15 protein-coding genes are annotated in these 12,281 nt (G+C 45.1%); 7 read left to right on the top strand and 8 right to left on the bottom strand.

What is annotated here, in order from left to right; translation table 11 throughout:
• Position 1: 1 nt before the first annotated feature.
• The gene (yjgA, locus tag ICN39_RS09025) at positions 2-529 is read left to right on the top strand and encodes a ribosome biogenesis factor YjgA (protein WP_216233709.1); all 528 of its coding nucleotides are present in this window, start codon (positions 2-4) and stop codon (positions 527-529) included.
• Here yjgA and ICN39_RS09020 read toward each other — a convergent pair.
• The 6 genes from ICN39_RS09020 to ICN39_RS08995 all read right to left on the bottom strand — a co-directional run bounded on the left by ICN39_RS09020 (position 526) and on the right by ICN39_RS08995 (position 6,694).
• Positions 526-1,614, bottom strand: a complete 1,089-nt coding sequence (locus tag ICN39_RS09020; RefSeq protein ID WP_216233708.1) for an acyltransferase — start codon at positions 1,612-1,614, stop codon at positions 526-528. The two genes, yjgA and ICN39_RS09020, sit on opposite strands and share 4 nt — an antisense overlap.
• A gap of 39 nt (positions 1,615-1,653) precedes the next feature.
• A complete protein-coding gene (locus tag ICN39_RS09015; RefSeq protein WP_216233707.1) occupies positions 1,654-2,253 on the bottom strand; it encodes a cytochrome c in 600 nt (199 codons plus the stop codon).
• Complete coding sequence (locus ICN39_RS09010) at positions 2,250-3,485, bottom strand: sorbosone dehydrogenase family protein (RefSeq protein ID WP_255532417.1); 1,236 nt, start codon at positions 3,483-3,485, stop codon at positions 2,250-2,252. The genes ICN39_RS09015 and ICN39_RS09010 overlap by 4 nt, the downstream gene beginning before the upstream one ends.
• A 108-nt stretch (positions 3,486-3,593) precedes the next feature.
• The gene (locus tag ICN39_RS09005) at positions 3,594-5,753 is read right to left on the bottom strand and encodes a TonB-dependent receptor (protein ID WP_216233706.1); all 2,160 of its coding nucleotides are present in this window, start codon (positions 5,751-5,753) and stop codon (positions 3,594-3,596) included.
• A gap of 31 nt (positions 5,754-5,784) precedes the next feature.
• Positions 5,785-5,961: a hypothetical protein gene (locus tag ICN39_RS09000; RefSeq protein ID WP_216233705.1), complete on the bottom strand. Its 177-nt coding sequence runs from the start codon at positions 5,959-5,961 to the stop codon at positions 5,785-5,787.
• Between the two features lie 34 nt (positions 5,962-5,995).
• Positions 5,996-6,694, bottom strand: a complete 699-nt coding sequence (locus tag ICN39_RS08995) for an HdeD family acid-resistance protein (protein WP_255532415.1) — start codon at positions 6,692-6,694, stop codon at positions 5,996-5,998.
• Positions 6,695-6,761: 67 nt separating this feature from the next.
• Between ICN39_RS08995 and ICN39_RS08990 the strand changes: the two genes are divergently transcribed.
• From ICN39_RS08990 to ICN39_RS08975, 4 genes are all read left to right on the top strand, one after another.
• A complete protein-coding gene (locus ICN39_RS08990) occupies positions 6,762-6,986 on the top strand; it encodes a hypothetical protein (RefSeq protein ID WP_072583213.1) in 225 nt (74 codons plus the stop codon).
• Between the two features lie 14 nt (positions 6,987-7,000).
• Entirely contained in the window at positions 7,001-7,360 is a 360-nt protein-coding gene (locus ICN39_RS08985; protein WP_255532414.1) for a hypothetical protein, read from the top strand.
• A gap of 81 nt (positions 7,361-7,441) precedes the next feature.
• Positions 7,442-7,672 carry a hypothetical protein gene (locus ICN39_RS08980; RefSeq protein WP_072583215.1) on the top strand — a complete coding sequence of 77 codons (231 nt, stop codon included), beginning with the start codon at positions 7,442-7,444 and terminating at the stop codon, positions 7,670-7,672.
• Positions 7,672-8,043, top strand: a complete 372-nt coding sequence (locus tag ICN39_RS08975) for a type II toxin-antitoxin system death-on-curing family toxin (RefSeq protein WP_370623720.1) — start codon at positions 7,672-7,674, stop codon at positions 8,041-8,043. Before ICN39_RS08980 ends, ICN39_RS08975 begins: the two co-directional genes overlap by 1 nt.
• A 28-nt stretch (positions 8,044-8,071) precedes the next feature.
• Here the strand turns inward: ICN39_RS08975 and ICN39_RS08970 are convergent, their stop codons facing one another.
• The gene (locus ICN39_RS08970) at positions 8,072-8,386 is read right to left on the bottom strand and encodes a hypothetical protein (RefSeq protein ID WP_216233702.1); all 315 of its coding nucleotides are present in this window, start codon (positions 8,384-8,386) and stop codon (positions 8,072-8,074) included.
• A gap of 148 nt (positions 8,387-8,534) precedes the next feature.
• Positions 8,535-9,812, bottom strand: coding sequence for a serine hydrolase (locus tag ICN39_RS08965; RefSeq protein WP_216233701.1), 1,278 nt, complete (start codon positions 9,810-9,812; stop codon positions 8,535-8,537).
• A gap of 179 nt (positions 9,813-9,991) precedes the next feature.
• Between ICN39_RS08965 and ICN39_RS08960 the strand changes: the two genes are divergently transcribed.
• Both ICN39_RS08960 and ICN39_RS08955 read left to right on the top strand, forming a co-directional pair.
• On the top strand, positions 9,992-11,707 hold the full coding sequence (locus ICN39_RS08960; protein WP_216233700.1) for a nitrite/sulfite reductase: 1,716 nt from the start codon (positions 9,992-9,994) through the stop codon (positions 11,705-11,707).
• Positions 11,704-12,270, top strand: coding sequence for a DUF934 domain-containing protein (locus ICN39_RS08955; protein ID WP_216233699.1), 567 nt, complete (start codon positions 11,704-11,706; stop codon positions 12,268-12,270). Before ICN39_RS08960 ends, ICN39_RS08955 begins: the two co-directional genes overlap by 4 nt.
• Positions 12,271-12,281 lie beyond the last annotated feature (11 nt).

The following is a 12,281-nucleotide window of genomic DNA, read 5'->3' as shown; positions in this document are numbered from 1 at the left end:
TATGCATATTAACGAGAAGAATCGCACTCCCAAGCTAGTTGACCCTGATGATGGGCCCAGCAAGTCAGAACTAAAGCGCCAAATGACCGAACGCCAGAAGTTGGCTGAAGTTTTGGCAGCTTTGAGCAGTGATGCCTTAAAAACGATTCCCATGGATGAGGCTATTAAGGCTGCGGTTGCAGAGACCAATAAAATTAAAAGCTTTGAAGCGATTCGCCGTCATAAGCAATATCTTGGAAAACTCATGCGCTTCTTAGATGCAGAAGAATTAGATGCGATTCAGAAGCGTTTAGATGCGATTCAAGGCGTGAGTAAAGCAGAGACCGCCAAGCTTCATTTCTTAGAAAGCTATCGCGATCGACTGATTGCAAATGATGAGGCCTTCACTAAGATGATTGAACAATATCCTGATATGGATATTCAGAATATGCGCACCTTAATTCGGAATGCGCGTCGCGAGAAGGAACAAAACAAACCGCCTAAGGCCTACCGCGAAATTTTTCGCGTTCTAAAGGATATGGGTCTTTAAAGTTTGATCTTACGAGCCGGTACCTCTACCCAGCGATAGAGGTAAGTTGCTGTCACCCAGCTAGCCACTACAGCAACCAACATCAAGGCAAGCGCCATGAAACCATCATGAAAGCCGCTCATCCCCCAAGCGATATACAGCGTATTTGCTAGCAAGACAAACGAGAAATGAATTAGGAACGCGCAGTATGATCTTCTACTTCCCCAGAGAATGCCATTGACCAGTTTGTGTTTTCTGGACTGATGTTGAGGGCGCTTCTGATCTTGCTTCTGATCTTTGTAAGCCGAGTCTCCCCAAAGAATGAGGGCAATGGCGACTAAATAGGCCAATATGTTTCTGAGCCAAATTTGGTGAAAGCTTGAAACAACAATAACTACACCAATCCCTACAAACATGATTTTGGCAAAGCGATTTACTTTAGGGTCAGGATAGTTCTTGCAAAGCTGCGCCAGCACCCCAAGTCCATAAGCCCCCATAAAGTAAATGAAGTAGTTTTCATAAGCGCCAGAGCGATTAAAAAATAGCAAGGATGCTACGCAGAGCACCAACAACATCCATATCAGAGAACGAAAACTGGGAAACATCCCCAACATGATTGCCAGAATGGCATAAAGCTGCCAATCAATCGCCACATACCAAACGCCAGCAGAAATCGAATCTAAACCTAAGATCCCTTGCAGAAAAAATAAATGGGCTAAGAACTGCATAAGGGTTTCTGATTCACCAACAAACTCATCCTGAACCCAAAAACGAGCAACCCAAGCGCACAAAATCGTGAGAATGAGCGCCACTACATAGGGTGCAAATAATCGCAAGTAACGATTAAAGATTACTTTCAATACATTGCGGACATTCTTCAGATCAGTGGAACGAGTCAGTGATTGGGCTGCCAAATAGCCACCCATCACTAAAAAGATTTGCACTGCGTAACGACCGTACTCAAACAACCACGTCATTACCTCTGGTAGTAGCAGCCGTGTATCTTCTGCAATTTGCCCATAACTCGAGAAATGATGCAGGATGATGATTAAGGCTGCAAAGGTCTTTAAAAAATCGACAAGAAGAAAATGGTTTTTGGACTGCAATGAGAATATTGAATAAAAGGTTGATTAGGGGCTACGGAACTACTTCAGAGAAGCAGCATATGCAGCCAAGGCATCAATATCATCATCGCTAAGGCCACGTGCCGCACTACCCATTGTGCCATCCATATCAATTCGCACACCAGATCGAATATTCTTCAGTTGAGTAATGAGATATTCCTTAGATTGCCCGGCCAATCTCGCAATGTGTTTCTGACCTTGAAGCTGGGGGCCATGACAGGAATTGCAATACTGGGTACCAGAGATTTGTTGCCCTTTGGCAATTTGATCGGCGTTACCTGATTTTGCAGGCGGTGCAGGCAAGCTAGCAAAGTAAGCGGCAATGTCGCGCATATCTTGATCACTGAGTGGTGCAGCAAGTGCTTCCATTGCGCCACCCCTACGCTGCTGGCCTCTGAACTGAATCAACTGAAAAGTGATAGATAGTGGTGGCTGCGCAGCAAGATTAGGGATATCTGGCGATATAGAAATACCATCCTCACCATGACAAGCAAAGCAAGTTTGTGCTTTTACTTTTCCAGCTAGCGCATCGGGAGGTGCAGCATAGACAACTGACGATACACAAAGGGCAGTAAAAAAGGCCACCCCGAGGATGGCCTTAGTGCTAATTACAAATTTCATTTACCGTAAGACACACGGAAGATTGCACCAGTCTCATCATCAGATACCAACATCGATCCATCTTTGAGAACTTGTACATCCACTGGGCGACCCCAGAAGTTTTCACCCTCAACCCAGCCAGTAATAAATGGCTCTAGCTTGACAGGTTTGTTCTTGCCATCCAAAACTACGCGCACCACTTGATAACCAGATTTCTTCGTTTTATTCCAAGAGCCATGCTCAGCAATAAAGATGTTGCCTTTGTATTCTGCTGGGAACATATTGCCGTTATAAAAACGCATACCCAAAGCAGCAACGTGAGCACCTAGTTTCATTTCTGGCTTATCAAACTCATCGCATGATCGGCCCTTACCGAATTCAGGATCCAAGAAGTCGCCTTGATGACAGAATGGATAGCCGAAGTTCATGCCTTTATGAGCCAAGCGATTTAAGGTGTCGTTTGGTAGATTCTCATCTGCCCAATCACGGCCATTATTGGTAAACCAAAGTTCTTTCGTACCTTTTTGGAAATCCATGCCAACACTATTACGAACACCAGTAGCTACGTATTCCAAAATATTAGTTTTCAAGCTCAAGCGCACTATCGCAGCGTGAGTAGATGGCGGTACAACAATATTGGCTGGGGTACCGATCTGGAAATACAAATACTGTCCATCAGGACTTAATGTCATGAACTTCCAACCATGCGGCTCATCTTTAGGGAGTGCATCGAATACCACTACTGGTGCCGGTGGATTATCTAAATTCTTTTCAATATTATCGTAGCGAATAATGCGTGAAAGCTCGGCGACATAAAGTGAGCCGTTTGCAAATGCAACACCATTAGGGCGATGCAAGCCTTTAGCAATCGTCTTTACTTCACGCTTGCCATCTTTTGTTACCACTGCATAAACGTTGCCAGTAAAGCGTGTGCCAACATAAACCGTACCACTTGGAGATTCTGTCATTGAGCGGCCATTAGGCATACCAGACGCCCAGAGCTCAACCTTAAAACCAGCCGGTACCTTGAGCTTGCTTACAGGAATTTCATCCGCAGGCATTGCAGAAATACCAGGAGGATTGGGGGCCAAAGAGGGGTTCATACCGTCAGGCGCCCTACCTTGTGCCCAGGTTGGCGGAATACCGCTAGCTGGTGGAGCAGCAGGAGCTTGTGCGCCAGCAACACTAACGACTGCCATGCCGGCAGCAAACATTAGCGCGTGAAGAGCGCTGTTATTCATGTTGTACTTCATTCTGAATCTCCTATGATTTTGTTATTTTTATCAATAAAGCGATGCTATAGCATTTTTGTGAATCTAATTTACACCATTCAATCTACTGCAGCGCAACAAATTAATTACCTAAAACTGAAGGCGCGCCCCCACGGTAATTGCTTGCGGCATTCCCGCCTGATAAGCCGAGGCCTGAGAGGCAATGTTGAAGGTAACGTACTGACGATTAAATAAGTTCACTACCGAAGCAAAAACAGAAGCCTGCGGTGTCAGTTCATAGCTCGCCTTGAGGCCAACGAGTGCATAAGCCGGCACCGGCAATGATCCAGTAGACATCCAAGAATTACCAACATACCGAACCGTCGTAGTCAAACTTGCTCGAGGAACCGGGTAATACGTTAGGCCAGCATTAGCCATATTTCTTGGTACACCACCCACCTGCGTATTAATTGGATCGGTTGTTGCAGTCCAAGTCAGCATGGTATTTGTATAGCTGTAACCCCCATCAAGAGCCCATTGCGTATTTATATCTTGGTGATATTGCAGCTCAATACCTCTACTTAAGAGATTTTGCTGGTTAGTGTAGTAGCTAACGTTTGTGTAGCCACCAGTGCTTGTACTACAACCCGAAATACCCGCAGCAGCACAAAGGCTATTAGCAAAAGCAGCATTCGCATTGGTGATTCTGTAGCTCGCAATGGCATTCTGAATGTAATTATTAAAAGCCGTTAGTTGCGCAAAACCACCCCTCCATCGATAGTCCGTTCCAACCTCATACCCCGTCATCGTCTCAGGCGTTAAATTGGGATTTGCTAAAGAATAGCCGCTCACTGAATTTCCATAACTACGTAGAGTGTTATTCATGCTTGGCGCATGAAAGGCTTGGTAAGCTGCGCTACGTAAGTCCCAGTTTCGCGTTGCCTTATAAAGCAATCCCAAAGATGGGCTCAGCTGTGTCTTGCTTTGATTGGGGATGGCTTGGTACAAAGGATTTACTCCATTCGCGCCTGCATTATAGGATGTTGGTGTTTGGCTATTCCATGCATCGATTCGCGCACCCACTGTTGCCTCCAAAGGTATAACGCTAGCACTCGATTTGATTTGCCCCAGGAGGCCATAAAAATTTTGCTGACCCTGCGCGTAATTGACAGAACTTACTGCGCCAGTAGTGCCCAAGTTATTAGTTTGATTCGATGCGGAGATATTTCTGGCGTCTACCCCAAGAATATATTGATCAATTCCTACTGCTTTTAGATCATGAGTGTATTGCGCCGAGGCACCTACAGTTGAATAAGGATCGGTGTAGTTCGCATTGATATAAGGTTTATAAGGTGCCGCGCTCAAATTGTTTGCCGTCTGCTTATAAAAATTAGCAGCCTGGTAGTACACATTCACTTGGGCTTTTTTATCGACATCCAAATTGGTGGTTGACCCAGCAGCCACATCTGCCGTCTGTATTAAGTTAGGGGCGATGGAATAGTTGTTACTTAAGTCTGCCATCGTGCTATAGCCCAATCTCAAGAAGGCATTCGTGTCTTGCGTAGGCTTAAAGTAATTTTGGAGGCGAACATTAGAATTCTTAATGGCATCAGTACCCATGCCATTTTTAATATTGCCAGGTGAACCCGGGGATATCGTCGCGTAGTTCTGAAAGCCTTCACTAGAGAAGTAGTCTGCCGAGAAACGCATCTGCATCGCATCCGAAACAATTAAGTCTTTTGAAGCTGCAACATTGCCTGTAGCAAATGATCCATAACTAGCAGAAACATCTTGACCGCTATTTTTAGGCGTCTTAGTGTTGATGTTAATCACGCCGCCCATGCCATAGTTTCCCCACAAGCTAGAGACTCCCCCGCGCACAAACTCAACCGACTCTATCGACGACATGGGAACCAAATTCCACTGCACCGTTCCATAGAAGGCATCATTCGCTGGTAAGCCATCAATTAACACCAGAGTGCGGCCATAACCCAAGCCACGCACGTTAATACTCTGACCCGTGGGATCTTTTTGGTAATACGGTACGTCGTTTAAGAAAACCCCAGGCACATTCTTTAAGACCTGATCAATGGTTTGATCAGGTGAAGACTCTAGAACCTCTTTAGTCAGAATCGTTGTATTCAAAGACATCTGATCAAGCTGTGTACCAGAGCGAGTTGCACTTACTACAACATCGCTGAGTTTTTGATCGTAATCTGGCGGGGGTGCAATTTGCGCAATGACTGTGCTGAATGTAGCAAGCAAAATCAGCGTCGACACGCAAGATTTGAGGTATATCCTCTGACGCATATCTAATGCCTATCTGCGTCTAATTAGATAACTACTTAGATTTAGTCTTATCCATTAAAGAAGCTAGCAAGGGATTGGCATTTGCTAGTTCTTTTTTGGATTTAGCCTTCTCAGCAACGCCGAGTTTAGGAGACTTGGCAGCATTTTTCATTCCCTGCGCAGTTTTCAAAGCGAGATTCTTATAGAGATCCGTTTTTTTCATGGTCATGATGCAGCTCTCTACTCTAGCGAACGAATTTCAATTACTTAATCAATGAACGAGCGGCTAAGCCCATGAACAGCATTGACCAGCCCTGTAGCAGCAACTCAATAGCGATCAACATACCAGGGAGCCAAAGGCTAGACTCTGGATAACCATTCATGATCAATACGCCCATCAAGATAGAGATTGCTGAAGATAGTACCAACCAGAACCATTCACGGAAGTGGCGATGCTGAAATGCAGAGACCAGGCGCAATGCGCCGGTTATAAAAAAGATTGCGGCAAGCCACAATGTTATTGCCTCAAGTGCTGGAATCGGAAAGGCCCAAGTAAAGATTGCGGCCACAATGTAAAGGGCTGCTAAAACGAGCTGTACTCCAACACTCTTCCATCCTTGTGATTTCAAAGCATGAGCGCCTTGCAAGATGCCGCCAGCAAATAAGAAGATCCCTAGAATATTTACCGAGATAAAAGAAAACAATGTCTGACCTGCGATACCAATCATGCCAAGCACGATAAATAAAATTCCGAGGCCAATTAAAGCGCTAGGCACTTTGGCTGCCGCGCCCAATACTTTGGTACGAATTTCATTAATCTGTGCGGTGTTGAGTTCGGCCATATTGATGCTTTCTATTGGAGTAATTACAAAAGTAGCCTCTACTGTATCAACAAACCCAGTTTGAGCACGAATATTGCAAATTTGATCGCCGAAGTCAGGGCCTGGCGGGGTGAAAAACAAAAAAGGGTATTCTTGATCCTTTTACAGCCCCAGCAATGGGGATTGTTAGCAAAGAAAGTTATCCCTCATGAATAACACCCTCACCGTTATATTAGGCATCGTTGCCATACTTCTGCCTCTAGTCGTAGGCCGCCTTTTCTGGAAGCGCTTTGACCATTACTTTGGCCGAAATGATGAGGCTTATATGGATACCCTAGAGTACTTCCTAAAGAAAATCGGCTCCACTGTCTTAGTTGCCTTTGTTATCCTTTGGATTGGGATGAGCCTGGTATTTAACGGTAGTGCCTCATAAAAATGGGCGTCCAATTGAAAGAAGTCTTAGTTAAAGCGCAATTGAACTTTGCAATCTTGGCTTCTATTCTGATCATTGCAGTCTTGGGGAAATTTATCCACCCAGAACTTACCAATAGTATTTTTGTAACTGCTGATCAGTTGGTATCCGAGCTCTACCTAGTGTTTGTCGCCATTACCTTGGGCGCCTTTATTCCCAATTTCAGACTGGTGGCTTTTGGCTCGATTGCCGCCTTTATAGGCGCGGCCATCTTGATTCACCTGGGCATCTTTACCTACCTCACAACTGAATATTTATTTGCTGTACTGATTGTGGTGCTTGGTTTTGCATCTATCGCCAATCTTTACAGACACTATCGAGAATACGGGCTTTAAACCTGCTATTTAAGGGGTGACTGACTTTTCTTGATTTTTCATGAAATTTCAAGAATAATCTTGAAAAGCGAGGAAAATCCCATGGGAAACCTAAATTTAAGCAAATTCTCATCTCAGGCCAGCCCAGATGTATTAAATGGCCTGCACCAAATAGCTGATTCCGAGGGCCGCAAGTTTCATGCTGTCTTAGATGAGGCCTTCCGCGACTACCTTAATAAAAAAGGTTTTTCCATCAACAGCCGCATAGCGATGTCGCACTTTGCTCAAAGCCTTCAAGAATTCGAAGATCTCTACAAAGAGCTTGCTAAGTAGTGCTTTATCTTTCAACCAAAGAGGTCATGTTGGTGCATGGCGTCTTGATACATCAATTCGGCGGTTCACCAGGCATAAGAGATATCGCCGCACTTGAGTCCGCCCTAAATCGTCCGCAATCTGGGTATTACACAGATGTCATTACTCAAGCAGCTGCGCTGTTCGAAAGTCTTGCCATTAACCACCCTTTTGTTGATGGAAACAAAAGAATTGCATTTGCTGTCATGGATACTTTTTTACGATTAAACGGCTTTCGTATCCATGCTACATCCAAGACATTGCATAACAAAATTATCTCAATGTTTGAAAAGGGGGAATTAAAATTCGACTTTATTGATGCGTGGTTGCGCACAATATGTCAGCCGATTTAATCCCCCAAAAATTACCTGACTGCCGGCATTACCACCATGACCAATTAGCATCATGTCTATGGCGGACCTCAAAAATCGGATCTGCCAAACCCTTAAGCCATAGCCTCATTACCCTGTTATTTCTTGTGCGGCGCCGATGCTCAAATGCCCTCCGATACCAACGAGGTGCCGCACTTGCCATGGTGACCTGTGCATCTGAGTGAAAAACTGCGATTGCTTTACGTCCAGCAGGTGATTTCGGGCTATGGTGAACGGTACGCACCCCCTTAAAAAAGGTATCCCAATCTTTTAACACCCAAATATATTCATGTTTTTGATTTTTACGTCTAAATGTTCTCGACATAACAAACTCCTCTTACTTTTATTTACTAGTTACATCATGTCGATCTCCTTCGAAAAAATTTAAACAATAAAAAACGCAGTCATATTTAGTGACTGCGTTTATTTTAAAGAGCGGAAAAACCATACTCAAATAATGGTACCTAGATGCATTACTTCTCTAGCGCTCCATAAATGACTGCGTTAAGTTGCTCACGATGTACCTTACGAATTTCTCCTGGTGCAACGCCCATCATCACTACAACCATCTGCTCTTTGGGGTCAGCCCAGAAGATGGTTCCGTAAGCGCCGTTCCAAGTAAAGTCGCCAACGTTACCGTTAATGGCTGATAAGCCTCTATCAGTACGAACCGCTACACCCAAACCAAACCCATAACCCATACGTCCTGGCTCAGTACCACTCACATTGTTCTTAATATCTTTATTGAGATGGTTTGATGTCATGAACGCAACAGTCTGTGGGCCAAGCACGCGCTTACCCTCTAAGCTGCCACCATTCAGCAACATTTGTCCAAAACGAATGTAATCACCCGCAGTGGAATAAGCACAGGAACCACCACAATCAAACTTCACTTTCTGCGTATGAATATCCACCTTCTGTGGTTTGCCAGTCAATGGATCAATTGGAAGCGGCTGCGCTAAACGCGGACGATCTTTTTCGGCAAGATCAAAGGTAGTGTTCGGCATGCCAACCTTATTCCAAATGCGCTCTTGCATGATCGCGCCCAATGATTTGCTGGCAATTTTTTCTTCAATAATGCCAAGCACATCGATACCAAAACCATAATCCCAAGCAGTGCCAGGCTCATACAACAATGGATTACTCGCTAACTTATCAATAAATTCTGCTGCTGTGTATTGCACTGCTGCTGGTGCAGAGCCAGCAGGGTAGGTCTTATGCACTGGTGTAGCGCCACGACCGCCATACGTTAAGCCATTGGTATGACGCATGAGATCTTGGACGGTAATCGGATTTTTAGCTGGCACTAAATTGAGCTTTCCATCGCTATCAACTTGGCCAACTTTCATATCCTTAAATTGCGGTAGCCAATTGGAGATCGACGCATTCAAAGGAAGTTTGCCTTCCTCATAAAAAGTTAAGGCGCTCACTGAGGACATTACCTTGGTCATCGATGCCAAATTGAAAATGGCATCCGTAGTCATTGGCTTATTGTTTGCTTTATCTAAATACCCATAAGGTTTAAAGATCGTGAGCTTGCCATTTTTAGAGACCGCTAGAACAGCACCAGCCATGTTATTGGCGGCAATTTGATCGGCAAAGAACGCATCGATTCTCTTGAGACCTTCTTGGCTAAATCCTTGCCCTGGGGTGGCGCTTAAAGGCAATGGTGCTTTTGAGGTATCCGCTGCAAACAGGGTTGTACTGGCTAATAAACCAGCAATAAGGCTGATCGCCCTTAATTTCTTCATCTTTTGTCTCCGCTATTGTTTATTTAATGCAATTCTTGGGGCTTTTTATCCCTCTGAGCCTATTGAAGCAGACTTTTTAAATAACGATCAAATTCAGCATCTTTATATGAATTTAAATATATAGGATCAACTTTTAATTATTTGTAGAAATATCTGTCAAATATGACAATAGCCTTCTTATGTATAAATACGATGCCATTGACCAAACCCTTGTAGATCAACGGGTTGCCCAATTTCGCGACCAGGTTGCGAGGCGCCTAGACGGCACCCTTGCCGAAGAAGAATTCCGTCCGCTACGACTCCAAAATGGTTTGTATCACCAACGGCACGCTTACATGCTGCGCGTTGCCATTCCTTACGGTTTGTTTAGTGCAAAGCAATTACGCACGCTGGCACTCATCTCAGAAAAGTATGACCGTGGTTATGGTCATTTCACTACACGTCAAAATATTCAGTACAACTGGGTAACGTTAGAAGACACTCCGGATATTTTGGCTGAGCTTGCTAAAGTAGAAATGCATGCAATCCAAACTTCTGGAAACTGCATCCGCAACATCACAAGCGATGCCTTTGCTGGAGTTGCCGCTGATGAATATGTCGACACTCGTCCTATTTGTGAGCTCTTACGTCAGTGGTCAACCCTGCATCCTGAGTTCGCTCACTTACCGCGTAAATTTAAGTTCGCAGTCAATGGTGCCAAAGAAGATCGCACTGTATTGCTTTGCCACGATGTTGGTATCGAGCTCAAGAAAAATACTGCTGGAGAATTAACTGCTGACATCTATGCTGGTGGCGGCATGGGTCGCACCCCGATCCTTGGATCCCTGATTAAACAAGGACTTCCTTGGAATGTACTACCAAGCTATCTCACCGCTCTGCTGCGTGTTTACAACCGCTTCGGCAGAAGAGATAACCTCTACAAAGCCCGTATCAAGATCTTAGTCAAAGCCTTAGGCCCAGAAGAATTCGCTCGTCAAGTCGAGGGTGAGTGGACTCATATTAAAAATGGTGATGATAACTTTACTCAAGCTGAGTGGGATCGTATTGCTCAGCATTTCACAAAGCCGGCATACAAGAGCTTGCCCGCATTGAGCGCTGACCAAGTTTTAGCTGGCGCCCCAGATGCAGAGCGTGCTGCATTTGCTCGTTGGATTGAACGTAATGTGAAGCCACATCAGATCCCAGGTTATGCCAGCGTTATTCTGTCACTCAAACCACATGGCACAGTAGCACCTGGTGATGCTACTACTGCGCAGATGAATGCCATTGCCGATCTTGCCGATCAATATAGTTTTGGAGAGTTACGTGTGACTCATGAGCAAAACTTAGTATTAGCCGATGTTGAGCAAGCCAAGTTATTTGAACTCTGGCAAGAAGCCAAGAAGCAGAAAGTTGCCTTGCCAAACATTGGCCTGTTGACTGACATCATTGCTTGTCCTGGCGGCGACTTCTGCTCCCTCGCCAACGCTAAATCTCTTCCGATTGCTAAAGCGATTCAAGAGCGCTTTGATGATTTAGATTATTTATTTGATTTGGGCGATATCAACCTGAACATCTCCGGCTGCATTAACTCCTGTGGCCACCACCACGTGGGCAATATCGGGGTGCTCGGCGTTGATAAAGACGGTGAAGAGTGGTATCAGATCACACTGGGTGGTGAGCAAGGCAGTGCCGCCTCAATTGGCAAAGTCATTGGCCCTTCTTTCTACGCCGATGAAATTCCAGATGTCATCACCAATGTAATCAACACTTATGTAGGTGAGCGCAGTGGCGATGAGCCATTCATTGAGACTTATCGTCGCGTTGGGGTAGCACCCTTTAAAGAAGCGGCCTATAGAGATAAAGGTGAGAACGCTAAGAAAAAAGAGAGCGTGATTGAAGGGGGTGTTGCATGAGTCAACTCAATATCACCTCCCATCAAGAGATTTTGCATTTCCCCAAAGGCGATAAACCCACCCTCGCCCCAAATGAATGGCAAGTATGGAGCGGCAGCCAAGATGAAGGTGGTTTACCTGACTTAGAGCATGGCGCCCACAAAGTATTGGTACCGTTTACATGGTGGCTTGAGCATCATCATGAAGCAGACGTGATTGCCAAAACCCAGAATGGTCAGATTGGCGTTTGGCTTGCCACTGATGATGACATTCTGAAGCACGCCGATATGATTGATGCAGGCAAACAGGCTTGGCCTTTAGTGGCTGCACACTTCCCCATCTTTAGAGATGGTCGCAGCTTTAGCACTGCCGCCTTATTGCGTAATCGTTTTGCTTGGCAAGGTGAGATCCGCGCCATTGGTGATGTGTTGATTGACCAGCTCCTGCAGGGCGCTCGTGTTGGCTTTGATAGCTTTGCTTTGCGCCCCGATCAAAACCTAGATGTCGCCTTAAAACAATTTGATTTGTATACGGTCACCACCCAAAATAGCTGGCGTGATAAGCGTTCAACATTAAGCGCCTAGGAAGTCGATTC

Origin of the sequence: Polynucleobacter sp. AP-Reno-20A-A9 (assembly GCF_018882085.1) — a bacterium.
In the GTDB taxonomy this organism is placed as follows: Bacteria; Pseudomonadota; Gammaproteobacteria; order Burkholderiales; family Burkholderiaceae; genus Polynucleobacter.
Note: the sequence above shows the minus strand (reverse complement) of the source record. Positions and strands in the feature narration are given on the sequence as shown.

What these genes read in the sequence shown, in the direction of transcription:
- yjgA (WP_216233709.1), top strand. Translation starts at nt 2, where the DNA reads ATGCATATTAACGAGAAGAATCGCACTCCCAAGCTAGTTGACCCTGAT.
- ICN39_RS09015 (WP_216233707.1), bottom strand. Translation starts at nt 2,253, where the DNA reads ATGAAATTTGTAATTAGCACTAAGGCCATCCTCGGGGTGGCCTTTTTT.
- ICN39_RS09010 (WP_255532417.1), bottom strand. Translation starts at nt 3,485, where the DNA reads ATGAAGTACAACATGAATAACAGCGCTCTTCACGCGCTAATGTTTGCT.
- ICN39_RS09005 (WP_216233706.1), bottom strand. Translation starts at nt 5,753, where the DNA reads ATGCGTCAGAGGATATACCTCAAATCTTGCGTGTCGACGCTGATTTTG.
- ICN39_RS09000 (WP_216233705.1), bottom strand. Translation starts at nt 5,961, where the DNA reads ATGACCATGAAAAAAACGGATCTCTATAAGAATCTCGCTTTGAAAACT.
- ICN39_RS08990 (WP_072583213.1), top strand. Translation starts at nt 6,762, where the DNA reads ATGAATAACACCCTCACCGTTATATTAGGCATCGTTGCCATACTTCTG.
- ICN39_RS08980 (WP_072583215.1), top strand. Translation starts at nt 7,442, where the DNA reads ATGGGAAACCTAAATTTAAGCAAATTCTCATCTCAGGCCAGCCCAGAT.
- ICN39_RS08970 (WP_216233702.1), bottom strand. Translation starts at nt 8,386, where the DNA reads ATGTCGAGAACATTTAGACGTAAAAATCAAAAACATGAATATATTTGG.
- ICN39_RS08965 (WP_216233701.1), bottom strand. Translation starts at nt 9,812, where the DNA reads ATGAAGAAATTAAGGGCGATCAGCCTTATTGCTGGTTTATTAGCCAGT.
- ICN39_RS08960 (WP_216233700.1), top strand. Translation starts at nt 9,992, where the DNA reads ATGTATAAATACGATGCCATTGACCAAACCCTTGTAGATCAACGGGTT.
- ICN39_RS08955 (WP_216233699.1), top strand. Translation starts at nt 11,704, where the DNA reads ATGAGTCAACTCAATATCACCTCCCATCAAGAGATTTTGCATTTCCCC.